The organism is Pseudoalteromonas simplex (assembly GCF_015278155.1).
Lineage (GTDB): Bacteria > Pseudomonadota > Gammaproteobacteria > Enterobacterales > Alteromonadaceae > Pseudoalteromonas > Pseudoalteromonas simplex.
On the sequence record NZ_JADILN010000002.1, the window covers coordinates 570600 to 583281 of the forward strand.

Annotated in this window: 10 protein-coding genes and 10 tRNA genes; 19 read left to right on the forward strand and 1 reads right to left on the reverse strand. The window is 42.2% G+C overall.

Translation table 11 applies throughout. From position 1 onward, the window contains the following. Nucleotides 1-77: 77 nt before the first annotated feature. The 14 genes from IRQ78_RS06455 (at nucleotide 78) to IRQ78_RS06520 (ending at nucleotide 5496) form a co-directional block, all read left to right on the forward strand. On the forward strand, nucleotides 78-1025 hold the full coding sequence (locus tag IRQ78_RS06455; RefSeq protein ID WP_054551652.1) for a ribose-phosphate pyrophosphokinase: 948 nt from the start codon (nucleotides 78-80) through the stop codon (nucleotides 1023-1025). A 152-nt stretch (nucleotides 1026-1177) separates the two neighbouring features. Further along, the gene (locus IRQ78_RS06460; RefSeq protein ID WP_138619876.1) at nucleotides 1178-1789 is read left to right on the forward strand and encodes a 50S ribosomal protein L25/general stress protein Ctc; all 612 of its coding nucleotides are present in this window, start codon (nucleotides 1178-1180) and stop codon (nucleotides 1787-1789) included. A gap of 19 nt (nucleotides 1790-1808) precedes the next feature. Then, nucleotides 1809-2393, forward strand: a complete 585-nt coding sequence (pth, locus tag IRQ78_RS06465; RefSeq protein ID WP_082389177.1) for an aminoacyl-tRNA hydrolase — start codon at nucleotides 1809-1811, stop codon at nucleotides 2391-2393. Nucleotides 2394-2427: 34 nt separating this feature from the next. Then, a complete protein-coding gene (ychF, locus tag IRQ78_RS06470; RefSeq protein ID WP_054551655.1) occupies nucleotides 2428-3519 on the forward strand; it encodes a redox-regulated ATPase YchF in 1092 nt (363 codons plus the stop codon). 662 nt (nucleotides 3520-4181) lie between these two features. Then, nucleotides 4182-4258, forward strand: a tRNA-Met gene (locus tag IRQ78_RS06475). 60 nt (nucleotides 4259-4318) lie between these two features. Then, a tRNA-Leu gene (locus IRQ78_RS06480) sits at nucleotides 4319-4403 on the forward strand. A gap of 36 nt (nucleotides 4404-4439) precedes the next feature. Beyond that, a tRNA-Gln gene (locus tag IRQ78_RS06485) sits at nucleotides 4440-4514 on the forward strand. 4 nt (nucleotides 4515-4518) lie between these two features. Continuing rightward, nucleotides 4519-4595 (forward strand) — tRNA-Met (locus IRQ78_RS06490). A gap of 163 nt (nucleotides 4596-4758) precedes the next feature. Continuing rightward, nucleotides 4759-4843, forward strand: a tRNA-Leu gene (locus tag IRQ78_RS06495). 40 nt (nucleotides 4844-4883) lie between these two features. Further along, nucleotides 4884-4958 (forward strand) — tRNA-Gln (locus tag IRQ78_RS06500). Between the two features lie 70 nt (nucleotides 4959-5028). Continuing rightward, nucleotides 5029-5113: transfer RNA gene (locus IRQ78_RS06505), tRNA-Leu, on the forward strand. A 40-nt stretch (nucleotides 5114-5153) separates the two neighbouring features. Continuing rightward, nucleotides 5154-5228: transfer RNA gene (locus IRQ78_RS06510), tRNA-Gln, on the forward strand. 70 nt (nucleotides 5229-5298) lie between these two features. Further along, nucleotides 5299-5383, forward strand: a tRNA-Leu gene (locus IRQ78_RS06515). 38 nt (nucleotides 5384-5421) lie between these two features. Beyond that, a tRNA-Gln gene (locus tag IRQ78_RS06520) sits at nucleotides 5422-5496 on the forward strand. A gap of 314 nt (nucleotides 5497-5810) precedes the next feature. Here IRQ78_RS06520 and IRQ78_RS06525 read toward each other — a convergent pair. Then, a complete protein-coding gene (locus IRQ78_RS06525) occupies nucleotides 5811-6980 on the reverse strand; it encodes an FAD-dependent oxidoreductase (RefSeq protein ID WP_194441635.1) in 1170 nt (389 codons plus the stop codon). A gap of 258 nt (nucleotides 6981-7238) precedes the next feature. Here IRQ78_RS06525 and miaB point away from each other — a divergent pair, with 258 nt between their 5' ends. The 5 genes from miaB to lnt are packed head-to-tail and all read left to right on the forward strand — an operon-like array spanning nucleotide 7239 to nucleotide 12673. Continuing rightward, nucleotides 7239-8684 carry a tRNA (N6-isopentenyl adenosine(37)-C2)-methylthiotransferase MiaB gene (gene miaB, locus IRQ78_RS06530; RefSeq protein ID WP_054551657.1) on the forward strand — a complete coding sequence of 482 codons (1446 nt, stop codon included), beginning with the start codon at nucleotides 7239-7241 and terminating at the stop codon, nucleotides 8682-8684. A 49-nt stretch (nucleotides 8685-8733) separates the two neighbouring features. Then, nucleotides 8734-9786, forward strand: coding sequence for a PhoH family protein (locus IRQ78_RS06535; protein WP_054551658.1), 1053 nt, complete (start codon nucleotides 8734-8736; stop codon nucleotides 9784-9786). Then, nucleotides 9783-10238 (forward strand): rRNA maturation RNase YbeY, encoded by a 456-nt coding sequence (gene ybeY / locus IRQ78_RS06540; RefSeq protein ID WP_054551659.1) that lies wholly within the window; start codon nucleotides 9783-9785, stop codon nucleotides 10236-10238. The genes IRQ78_RS06535 and ybeY overlap by 4 nt, the downstream gene beginning before the upstream one ends. Nucleotides 10239-10260: 22 nt before the next feature. Continuing rightward, nucleotides 10261-11145, forward strand: coding sequence for a CNNM family magnesium/cobalt transport protein CorC (gene corC / locus IRQ78_RS06545; protein WP_054551660.1), 885 nt, complete (start codon nucleotides 10261-10263; stop codon nucleotides 11143-11145). Beyond that, entirely contained in the window at nucleotides 11126-12673 is a 1548-nt protein-coding gene (gene lnt, locus IRQ78_RS06550) for an apolipoprotein N-acyltransferase (protein ID WP_194441636.1), read from the forward strand. Before corC ends, lnt begins: the two co-directional genes overlap by 20 nt. The last annotated feature ends 9 nt before the right edge of the window (nucleotides 12674-12682 follow it).

Consider the following 12682-nt stretch of genomic DNA (forward strand, 5'->3'; position numbering starts at 1 on the left):
TACAAGTAAATGTTAACCTGCTTTGGTGCCTACCATAGCCTGTTAGTCCCAAAATTCAGTGCCTGAGGAACCCTACCGTGCCTGACATGAAGCTCTTCGCTGGTAACGCAACACCTGAGCTAGCTCAAAAAGTTGCAAAACGTTTGTATATTGAATTAGGCGATGCTGTTGTTGGCCGTTTTAGTGACGGTGAGATCAGTGTTCAAATTAATGAAAATGTTCGTGGCTCTGACGTTTTCATTGTCCAATCAACCTGTAACCCTACTAACGATAACTTAATGGAGCTTATCGTTATGGTTGATGCCCTACGTCGTGCGTCTGCTGGACGTATTACTGCCGTTATCCCTTACTTTGGTTATTCACGTCAAGACCGCCGCGTGCGTTCTGCTCGTGTACCAATTACAGCTAAAGTAGTTGCAGATTTCCTTTCAAGTGTTGGTGTTGACCGCGTTCTAACGGTTGATTTACACGCTGAACAAATTCAAGGTTTCTTCGACGTACCAGTTGATAACGTATTTGGTAGCCCTGTTCTACTTGAAGATATGAAAGAACGCGACTTCGATGACGTTGTTGTTGTTTCTCCTGATATCGGTGGTGTTGTTCGAGCTCGTGCAATCGCTAAGCTATTAAACGACACAGACCTTGCTATTATCGACAAGCGTCGTCCACAAGCAAACGTTTCACAAGTAATGCACATTATTGGTGACGTTGAAGGTCGTGACTGTATCATCGTTGATGACATGATCGACACCGGTGGTACTTTATGTAAAGCAGCAGCAGCGCTTAAAGAGCATGGTGCAAAACGCGTATTTGCTTACGCTACTCACCCAGTACTTTCAGGCAATGCAGCTGAGAACATCCGTAATTCAGTGATTGACGAAGTTATCGTGACTGACTCAATTACACTGTCTGATGAGCTTAAAGCAATTGATAAAATCAAAGTGCTTACACTTGCAGATATGCTTGCTGAAACAATCCGCCGTATCAGCAACGAAGAATCTATTTCAGCGATGTTTGAACACTAATCAACATCCCTGCAATGCTAAAAAAAGCACCGCCTAGGTGCTTTTTTTGTAGTCGTTATTTATTTTCCCCGAAAGGGGTGGTATGATAGCGCGCCTTTTGGCTGGGGACCTTGGTCGCAAAGGCCCTAAGACTATTAATTATTGGAGACATTATGTCAACTTACACATACAATGCAGAATTACGTACAGAAACAGGTACTGGTGCGAGCCGCCGCCTACGCCGTGAAGATAAAGTTCCTGCAATCCTTTACGGTGCTGACAAAGAAGCTGCATCAATCGTTCTTGCACACAAAGATATGATCAAAGCGCAAGAAGACGAAGGTTTCTACACGCACATCCTTACTTTAAACATCGGTGGCGAGTCAGTTGAAGCTATCCTTAAAGATATTCAACGTCACCCGTACAAGCCTAAGATCACTCACTTAGACTTCCAACGTGTAGATGCTACTCACAAACTTCACACTAAAGTGCCTGTACACTTCATCGGTGAAGAGAAAGTAACTAAAGCTGGTAACACTGTTGTTCACCAATTAACTGAAATCGAAATCACGTGTCTTCCTAAAGCACTTCCTGAGTTCATTGAAGTTAACGTTTCAGATTTAGTAGCTGGTGATTCAATCCACCTTTCTGACCTTAAACTTCCTTCAGGTGTTTCATCTGTTGAGCTAACTAAAGGCGCTGATCACGATCAGTCAGTTGTTACTGTTAAAGCTAACAAAGCAGCTCCAGCTGAAGAAGAAGCTTCAGAAGACGCTGCAGAATAATTTTTAAGGTGTAAACACCTTGAATTCTATTCAAATGCTTGTGGGCCTGGCTAATCCAGGCCCCGAATACGCAAACACACGCCATAATGCAGGTGCTTGGTTCATCGAAGAACTGGCTGCACGTTATAACTGCACACTCAAACATGATCCTAAATATCACGGCCTCACCGGCAAAGTGATTATTCAAGGCCAAGAATTTAAATTACTGATCCCTACAACTTATATGAATTTAAGTGGTAAGGCGGTGAGTAGTCTCGCTAATTTCTTTAAAATCCCTGTTGAGAACATTCTCGTTGCTCATGACGAAATGGACTTAGATCCTGGGATTGCAAAACTTAAAAAAGGTGGCGGCCACGGCGGTCACAATGGTTTAAAAGATATTATTGCGAAAATGGCAAACCAAAAAGATTTCATGCGCCTTCGTATAGGCATTGGTCATCCAGGTCACCGAGAAATGGTAACAGGCTGGGTGCTAGGTAAAGCCGCGAAAGACGATCAAGAAAAAATGGACGCCGCCGTTGACGAAGCAGTTCGTTGTATGGAAATACTTGCAAAAGATGGTGTGTTAAAAGCACAAAACAGACTACATTCATTTAAACCTTAATCCGTTTTAATGAAATTACACAAGGTATCTTACTATGGGTTTTAAATGTGGCATCGTTGGTTTGCCAAACGTTGGTAAATCAACTCTATTTAATGCACTAACTAAAGCGGGTATTGAAGCCGCTAACTTCCCTTTCTGTACCATTGAGCCTAACACGGGTGTGGTACCGGTTCCTGATGCGCGCTTAAATGATTTAGCCGCTATCGTAAATCCTCAGCGTATTTTACCAACGACGATGGAATTCGTTGATATTGCAGGTCTAGTAAAAGGCGCATCGAAAGGTGAAGGTTTAGGTAACCAATTCTTAGCAAACATTCGTGAAACAGATGCGATTGGTCACGTTGTTCGTTGTTTTGAAGACGAAAACATTGTTCACGTTGCTGGCACAATTGACCCTGCTGATGATATCGACGTAATTAACACTGAATTAGTACTTGCTGATATGGACAGTGCTGATAAAGCGATTGTTCGTAATGCTAAAAAAGCAAAAGGCGGCGACAAAGACGCTAAAGAGCAAAATGCTGTTTTAGAAAAAGTAAAAGTACACTTAGATGAAGGTTTAACGTTACGTTCTTTAGAACTAACTAAAGAAGAAAAAGCAGCAATTAAGCCACTTAACTTCTTAACAATCAAACCGACCATGTATATTGCGAACGTGGCAGAAGATGGTTTTGAAAATAACCCTTACCTAGACAAAGTACGTGAAATTGCCGCTGCAGAAGATGCGGTTGTTATTCCAGTATGTGCAGCGATTGAATCTGAGTTATCTGAACTTGAAGAAGAAGATAAACTAGAATTTATGGCTGACCTAGGTTTAGAAGAACCAGGTCTTAACTTAGTGATCCGTGGTGGTTACGAGTTACTTAAATTACAAACCTACTTCACTGCTGGCGTTAAAGAAGTACGTGCATGGACAATCCCAGTAGGTGCGACTGCACCACAAGCTGCGGGCAAAATCCACACTGACTTTGAGCGTGGCTTTATCCGTGCACAAACTATCGCATTTGACGACTACATTGCGTTTAAAGGCGAAAGCGGTGCTAAAGAAGCTGGTAAGATGCGTCAAGAAGGTAAAGAGTACATCGTTAAAGACGGCGATGTGATGAACTTCTTATTTAACGTATAAGCATATTTGCTCATTCGATTTTAAAAGGCTCGTTATCACGAGCCTTTTTTATTGCCTAAATATTACTAACCCTTCCCTAAATCATCAAAGCATGGTGGGTAATACTTCTGCAGCCTCACCTCTGCTTGTTCTTTTTAGTGATGTACGGTGTTATTTATGCTTAACAGTGAATCGTATTAATAAATACGTCGAAAGCAATTGAGTGATAACAACAGTCAAATAACAACTGTCAATTAGAGGGGATTTCAAAGCTCGCTAGCAATTTTGCGACCTATTGACTGCTCGATTAGCAAATTGTCGGGATTTTAAAAGTAAAAATAAGCCCCCTTAATGACAAAATAGCCTATATAAATTCATTCGCTTTCGCTTTTTTATGTTTAAATCACCTAAAAGATCACGCTAACTAATTTTGAAACTTGATTTTTGTATAAAAATCAAGCAGCTTTAAATGTACGTTTTAAAACTCTTACGATGCGTTTGGGAATTAAACTCATAAATTGCAGTCAAAAAAACAGCAATTTAAATGAAATTTCGCCACTTAGCTTAATTTTAATGCAAACAAACACTGATAAGCATTTTTTTGCAAAAAAGGTGTTGACGGATTTAGGTCATATCAGCATAATACGCCCCGCACTCAGCGATGAAGTGCTAACAAAAAAGATGGCTAAGTAGCTCAGTTGGTTAGAGCACATCACTCATAATGATGGGGTCACAGGTTCAAATCCCGTCTTAGCCACCATTCTTTTTGTTGCTCAATGAAGAGTTTAAAATAACTACCAGTACTTTAAGTACGAATGATGCGGGAGTGGCGGAATTGGTAGACGCGCTGGATTTAGGTTCCAGTAACTTCGGTTGTGAGAGTTCAAGTCTCTCCTTCCGCACCATGTTCTTGATAAGAACTCAAACTATCAAGCTTTTGTTGGGATATCGCCAAGCGGTAAGGCAGCAGGTTTTGATCCTGCCATTCCCAGGTTCAAATCCTGGTATCCCAGCCACGATGGCTAAGTAGCTCAGTTGGTTAGAGCACATCACTCATAATGATGGGGTCACAGGTTCAAATCCCGTCTTAGCCACCATTCTTTCTTAAGAATGGCTCTGCAGGAGTTAAAGCTGCACTCAATGAAGAGTTTAAAATAACTACCAGTACTTTAAGTACGAATGATGCGGAGTAGCGGAATTGGCCGATGTCTTGATTAAGACGCTGGATTTAGGTTCCCTTACTACAAACGCAAAAAGTATGCGGGAGTGGCGGAATTGGTAGACGCGCTGGATTTAGGTTCCAGTAACTTCGGTTGTGAGAGTTCAAGTCTCTCCTTCCGCACCATGTTCTTGATAAGAACCAAAACTATCAAATTATTCTTTGTTGGGATATCGCCAAGCGGTAAGGCAGCAGGTTTTGATCCTGCCATTCCCAGGTTCAAATCCTGGTATCCCAGCCACTTTCTCAAAGTGTTAAAGAATGCTCAATGAAGAGTCTAAAATAACTACCAGTACATTAGTACGAACGATGCGGGAGTGGCGGAATTGGTAGACGCGCTGGATTTAGGTTCCAGTAACTTCGGTTGTGAGAGTTCAAGTCTCTCCTTCCGCACCATGTTCTTGATAAGAACTCAAACTATCAAATTATTCTTTGTTGGGATATCGCCAAGCGGTAAGGCAGCAGGTTTTGATCCTGCCATTCCCAGGTTCAAATCCTGGTATCCCAGCCACTTTCTCAAAGTGATAAAGAATACTCAATGAAGAGTCTAAAATAACTACCAGTACATTAGTACAAATGATGCGGGAGTGGCGGAATTGGTAGACGCGCTGGATTTAGGTTCCAGTAACTTCGGTTGTGAGAGTTCAAGTCTCTCCTTCCGCACCATGTTCTTAAGTAGAACTAAAACTCTTCAAGTTTAGCGTTGGGATATCGCCAAGCGGTAAGGCAGCAGGTTTTGATCCTGCCATTCCCAGGTTCAAATCCTGGTATCCCAGCCAACTACTTACTTCCCTTTCAAGTTTCAAGTTTCAAGTTTCAAGTTTCAAGTTTCAAGTTTCTCCAAAGTATATTCGGTAATTTTATACCAATTCGCTTAATTAAGTAGTCTATTTTGAGGCAATCAAACCTCGTTGATAACAAGGCAAAAATTTCGTTATTTAGTTGTTCTAAATCAGAAATTTTTAACGCAGGTAGCGACAGGTTTAATCCCTCAAAATGATTAAGTATTATTGCGGATTGGTATTAGCACAAAAAAACGGGCTAATTTTCATTACCCCGCTTCTTTGCCTTTTGTACGATTAATTTTTTACTATTAACTTAATGTCCCGCTAATCGCATACTTTAAAACCCAGTTCTTTGCAGGGCCTGTGTTATTAGCAAGCTTTAAAAACTTACTGCGCACCCAGCTCAGTGGTTTAATCTCGTTTGAAAAACCAAAATAACATGCATCCATCATACTCATCATTAGTAAATTAGCGTGGCGGCGTTTTTTCTCGTAGCGCTTTAATAACGCTTGCTGACCAACATCAGGTTGATCTGCCAAAATATCTGCCAGTGCTACAACATCTTGAAAGCCTAAGTTTACACCTTGCCCAGCAAGCGGGTTAATTGTGTGCGCCGAATCACCCACTAAAACTAAACGTCCGTGCGAGTAATCATTGGCATGTTGGCGTGCAAGTGGAAAAACAGCATGCTCAAGCAACTCAAAGTCGCCCGGTAATTCAGGAAAGTGTTCAATGAGTTTTGCTTTAAGTTGCTCATTCGACATTGTTTGCCACTGCTTTAAAACCGCAGCATCGTGATAACAAATTAAATTAGCATAAGGCGCTTGCATCGGTAGAAACGCTACGGGTCCGGTTGGCGTAAATTGTTGCCACGTTTTTACCTGCTGCGGGGCATCTAATTTGATTAACACGCCCATGCAATGCTGGCCATATTGCCAACCCGTTACACCTAAACCAGCTTTAGTTCGCAATTGTGACTGTCCGCCATCTGCAGCAACAACTAAATCAGCGGTATATTGAGTATCGCCATAATGTAAGGTGATTGAATCAGCCGTTTGAGTAATATCCGTAATGGCTGATAGTTGCTCTATCACTTCGATGTTGTACTTGGCGAATTGCTGCCAAAGACTTGCTTGAATTAATTTATTTTCGATTAAATGACCTAAATGCGTTTCGCCAATTTCATGGCAATCAAACAATAAATTCTCGCCTTGTTGCTGGTAGGCCTCTAGTTGTTGATAAGGTGCGATACGATTTTGTCTTAGTAGCGGCATTGCACCAAGCTCATCAAGTAAATTCTCTGAAAAACGATTAATAGCCGAAATGCGAATATCTACCTTATCTGAGCTTAAAATGTGATCAGCATCGATAAGGTGCTTTTCGATAACGGTGACATCCCTACCCTGCTTGGCCAGTTTTACAGCAGTAGCAGCACCTACCATGCCGCCACCGACAACAATTACCTTATTTTTATTCATTTAATATTCGCTCATTGGGCTATTTAAATACGGGATAAATTGTAACGTAATTCAATATTGCGTGTCAGTGCATTTACTGCTTATGAATTTCAAAACAGTGACTTGTTTGATTTCACACCACAAAGATAAAAACTATACTTGGATCTGTGCGGGTATCCAGCTAAAATACGCGTCCTTTAAGTCGGCATACTTGCCACTTAATCCTGTTTCTAACACATTTTTGTGTCACTACCGAATTGAAAACGAGGCTATATTTCAATGAGTAAAAAGCTGCATATTAAAACCTGGGGTTGTCAGATGAACGAGTACGACTCTCAGAAAATGGCTGATCTACTAGATGCGACTAACGGCTATCAGTTAACTGAAGAAGCTGAAGACGCTGACGTGATCTTACTCAATACCTGTTCAATCCGTGAAAAGGCACAAGAGAAAGTATTCCATCAGCTAGGCCGTTGGAAACTATTAAAAGACGACAAACCAGAGTTAATCATTGGTGTTGGTGGCTGTGTTGCATCACAAGAAGGTGACTCAATTCGTCAACGTGCACCGTTTGTTGATGTAATCTTTGGCCCGCAAACATTACACCGCTTACCAGAAATGATTAAGCAAGTGCAAAGTGGCGACAGCAGCTCGGTAGTTGACGTTTCATTCCCTGAGATTGAAAAGTTCGACCGTTTACCTGAGCCAAAAGCGGAAGGCCCAACTGCATTCGTATCAATTATGGAAGGTTGCTCTAAATACTGTACATTCTGCGTAGTACCTTATACGCGTGGTGAAGAAGTAAGCCGCCCACTTGATGACGTATTACTTGAAGTTGCCCAACTTGCAGAGCAAGGTGTTCGCGAAGTAAACCTACTTGGTCAAAACGTAAATGCGTATCGTGGTGAAACTCACGACGGTGAAATTTGTTACTTCTCTGATTTATTACGTTATGTCGCTGCGATTGACGGTATTGACCGCATTCGTTATACCACATCGCACCCAGTAGAATTTACGCCAGATATCATTGATGCGTACGCAGACGTACCTGAACTTGTTGACCACCTACACTTACCAGTGCAAAGTGGTTCAGACCGTGTTCTTAACCTTATGAAACGTGGTCACACTGCACTCGAGTACAAATCTACGATTCGTAAGTTACGTAAAATTCGCCCTAACCTAAGCATGTCTTCAGACTTCATCATTGGTTTCCCAGGCGAAAGCAAAGCGGACTTTGAAGCAACTATGAACCTTATCAATGACATTGGTTTTGATATGAGCTTTAGCTTCATCTACAGTGCGCGCCCTGGTACGCCTGCTGCTGATTTACCAGATGACGTAACAGAGCAAGAGAAAAAAGAACGTTTATACATTCTGCAAAACCGTATCACGCAAATGGCGCAGCAAATCAGCCGCCAAATGTTTGATACCGAACAGCGTATCCTCGTTGAAGGTCCTTCTAAGAAGAACCCAATGGAATTACGTGGCCGTACTGAGAACAACCGAGTGGTTAACTTTGAAGGCCCTCACTCAGTGATCGGTCAATTCGTTGATGTACGTATTACAGAAGCATTGCCAAACTCTTTACGTGGTGAATTAATTCGTACAGAATCAGAAATGAACTTACGCCGTGATGTGGCACCTTCAGCTATTTTAAACAAAGCTGCTGAAGCTGAGGCCGCTACGGCCCCTAACGAAATTGGCGTTGCTACTTTCGTACCTTAGGGTGACACTTGGTGCAGGCACAGCCTGCACCCATCAATAGGAAGCAATTTTGAGTAATCAGTTAAAAACATTAGAGATTTATTTAGAACCCGCCGACAACAAACGCCTATCATCTTTATGTGGTCCGTTTGACGAAAACATTAAGCAAATTGAACGCCGCCTTGGTGTTGAGATTGCACACCGTGATAATTTCTTCAGAGTAACTGGTAAACTGCACCTTGCAGCAGCGGCTGTTGAGATACTAAAAAACCTCTATATTGAAACTCAACCTATTCGCGGCCTGATTGGCGAAATTGAACCTGAAGCCGTACACTTGGCAATTAGCGAATCAAATGCGCTAGAGCAAGATGAAAACCCAGGTGTATATGGCAAAGACATGGTGATTAAAACTCGCCGTGGCGTTATTAAACCGCGCAATGATAATCAAGGCGTGTATGTTGCAAATATTTTGCATCACGATATTACCTTTGGTATTGGCCCAGCCGGTACAGGTAAAACTTATTTAGCGGTTGCTGCAGCTGTTGATGCCTTAGAGCGTCAAGAAATTCGCCGTATTTTATTAACTCGTCCTGCGGTTGAAGCTGGTGAAAAGCTAGGCTTTTTACCTGGTGACTTAAGCCAAAAAATCGACCCGTATTTACGCCCTTTATACGATGCATTATTTGAAATGCTGGGTTTTGAGCGTGTAGAAAAGCTAATTGAGAAAAACGTGATTGAAGTTGCGCCCCTTGCTTACATGCGTGGTCGTACGCTAAATGACGCGTTTATTATTCTCGATGAAAGCCAAAACACCACAGCAGAACAAATGAAAATGTTCTTAACCCGTATTGGTTTTAATTCAAAAGCGGTGATCACCGGTGATATTACACAAGTCGATTTACCGCGCGGTGCCCGCTCAGGCCTACGTCATGCCATCGAAGTATTAAACGGTGTCGATGAAATTAGCTTTAACTTCTTCCAATCACACGATGTGGTTCGCCACCCGGTTGTTGCTCGTATCGTTGAAGCTTATGAGCGAAACGATGAAGCAGAACGTTTAAAACGTGCAGAGAAACAACGTGCGAAAGAAGCGCAAGCAAACCAACAAGAAGCAAACTCGTGACCGAATTAGATTTACAAATAGCCTGTGAGTTTGACGACTTACCAAGCTTTGAACAATTCCAGCTATGGGCTGACAAAGCCCTTAGCAACTACCGTGAAGATGCAGAGCTGACTATAGTGATCAGCGATGAAGCACAAAGCCAGCAGCTCAACAATGATTACCGTGGCAAAGATAAACCGACTAATGTCTTATCTTTTCCATTTGAAGCACCACCGGGCATTGAGTTACCTTTAGTAGGTGATTTAATCATTTGTCCGGCTATTGTTTTAGCCGAATCAATTGAGCAAGAAAAAACCTTTCACGACCATTTTGCCCATATGGTTATCCATGGATGCTTGCATTTACTTGGATTTGACCATATAAAGGACGAAGATGCACTTGAAATGGAAAGCATAGAAAAGCAATTACTTGCCGATCTGAACATCGCTGACCCATATCGAGACGATATTTAAATTAACGGAGCAATTAGACGCAATGAGCGACGACAACTCGCAAACTAGCCAGGGTTCTTCTGGCAAAACGTGGCTGGGCCGCATAGCCCAAATGTTGCAAGGGGAACCCCAGAATAGAGAAGAGCTGGTAGAAGTAATTGCCGATGCGCAAGAACGCGACCTTATCGACCCTGAAACCAAAGATATGATTGAAGGGGTGCTAGGTGTATCAGAGCTGAAAGTGCGGGACATCATGATCCCACGCTCGCAAATGGTAACCTTAGAGGTTGATACACCATTAGAAGAGCTATTACCTATGATGGTTGATTCAACACATTCACGTTTTCCTGTGGTATGTGAAGACAAAGACCATGTTGAAGGTATTTTATTAGCAAAAGATTTATTACCACTGATCATCAACAAAGATGAGCAACTGCCTTCTTTACGTGAATATTTGCGTCCTGCAGTTGTAGTGCCTGAAAGTAAACGTGTAGACACTCTGCTTAATGAGTTCCGTCAACAACGTTACCACATGGCGATTGTTATTGATGAGTATGGTGGCGTGTCTGGTCTTGTGACCATCGAAGATATTCTTGAAATCATCGTGGGTGAAATCGAAGACGAGCACGATGAAAGTGAAGACCTACAAGATATTCGCCAAGTTGCAAAACACGTTTACGCTGTGCAAGCGTTGACTGAAGTTGATGACTTTAATGAGTATTTTAAAACCGGTTACAGCACCTCAGATGCTGACACCATAGGTGGTATTGTTTTACATGCATTTGGCCACATGCCAAGCCGTGGTGAAACAATCGAGGTAGAAGGCTTACAATTTAAAGTCACTAACGCAGATAACCGCCGTATCTTACAATTGCAAGTCACCATTCCAAAGGCTGATGATAACGACAGTGAAGAAACTGCTAACTAACCTAAGTCACCTTGCAAAAGATAAAAAAGCCTGGCTCGCACTTGTTGCGGGCCTCTTTTTAACCTTAAGTTACGCACCCTATAACCTATGGTTTATAACTTTTCTTTCCCTTGGTGCTCTACTCTACTGCATTAACCCTCTCGCAAACGGTAAATTAGCCGCTAAACAAAGTGCTAAATATGGCTTTATATTTGGTTTAGGTTGGTTTGGTGCAGGTATAAGCTGGGTACATGTATCAATAGCGACCTTTGGTGGTATGCCATTAATCGCATCACTTTCGTTAATGGTGCTGCTTTGTGCTTATTTAGCCCTTTATCCCGCATTAGCTACATGGCTGGCAACTCGCCTTGCTACAGGCCCATATAGCTTTATATGTTGGTTACTCGCCGCTATCGCAACCACAGAATACTTACGTGGCACATTGTTAACGGGCTTTCCGTGGCTGAGTTTTGGTTACACGCAAACAGACAGCCCACTTAATTTTTTAGCCCCAGTGATTGGTGAGTTTGGGATTACGCTTGTATGTATGTTAATTGCGTTTGCTTTATATCGCCTAGCTAGCAAAGATGGCAAACCACTTATCGCCTCTGTAGCCCTATTAGCTGGCTTATATACGATTGCAAGCAGCAACCAGCTACACTACCAAGATAAAACCATTAAAACTGTACTGGTGCAGGGTAATATTAAACAGCATCTTCGTTTTGAGCCGTCTGAGTTTTGGACGACTATGAGCAAATACCAAGATATGACTCGCCTGCATTGGAATGCTGATTTAATTGTTTGGCCAGAAGCTGCTGTGCCTGAGCTTGAAGCATTATCAACCGAGTATTTAACAGGCCTTGATAGTGCTGCAACGTTTAATGACACCGCGCTTATTACCGGTATCGTTGATTACCAATACGACACGCGTAACATTTTTAATACCTTAATAGTGCTTGGTAAAAAAGAACACGATGACAGTGAAGGCCACTATCAATATTTAGGTAAAAACCGCTACCAAAAGCATCAGTTATTACCCATTGGTGAGTTTGTGCCGTTTCAGGACTTCTTGCGCCCAATTGCGCCACTGTTTGATTTGCCTATGTCCTCCTTTACCCGTGGAGATGAAGTGCAAAACAATTTACGCGCAAATGGCTTAAACATTTTACCGGCTATTTGCTATGAAATTGCCTTTTCTGAGTTGGTTCGTGGTAATTATCGCAGTGACTCCGACATTTTATTCACGGTGAGTAACGATGCATGGTTCGGTGACTCACATGGCCCGCATCAGCACATGCAAATAGCGCGTATGCGCGCCTTAGAGTTACAGCGCCCGCTAATTCGCGTGACCAACAATGGTATTAGCGCCGTTTACGACCCTATCGCTAAATCACAATTAGCTATGCCACAATTTAAAGCGGATGTACTCGAAGCCAATATCACGTTAATTAAAGGCGATAGCATTTATAGTCAATATGGCAATTGGCCAGTATGGGCGGTAGTGATATTACTGAGCGCTGTGGGTGTATTTGTAAGGATTAAGAAATAACAATTAAAA

Excerpts from the sequence above, each read along its gene's own strand:
- ychF (WP_054551655.1), top strand. The coding sequence starts at position 2,428 with ATGGGTTTTAAATGTGGCATCGTTGGTTTGCCAAACGTTGGTAAATCA.
- miaB (WP_054551657.1), top strand. The coding sequence starts at position 7,239 with ATGAGTAAAAAGCTGCATATTAAAACCTGGGGTTGTCAGATGAACGAG.
- corC (WP_054551660.1), top strand. The coding sequence starts at position 10,261 with ATGAGCGACGACAACTCGCAAACTAGCCAGGGTTCTTCTGGCAAAACG.
- IRQ78_RS06460 (WP_138619876.1), top strand. The coding sequence starts at position 1,178 with ATGTCAACTTACACATACAATGCAGAATTACGTACAGAAACAGGTACT.
- IRQ78_RS06525 (WP_194441635.1), bottom strand. The coding sequence starts at position 6,980 with ATGAATAAAAATAAGGTAATTGTTGTCGGTGGCGGCATGGTAGGTGCT.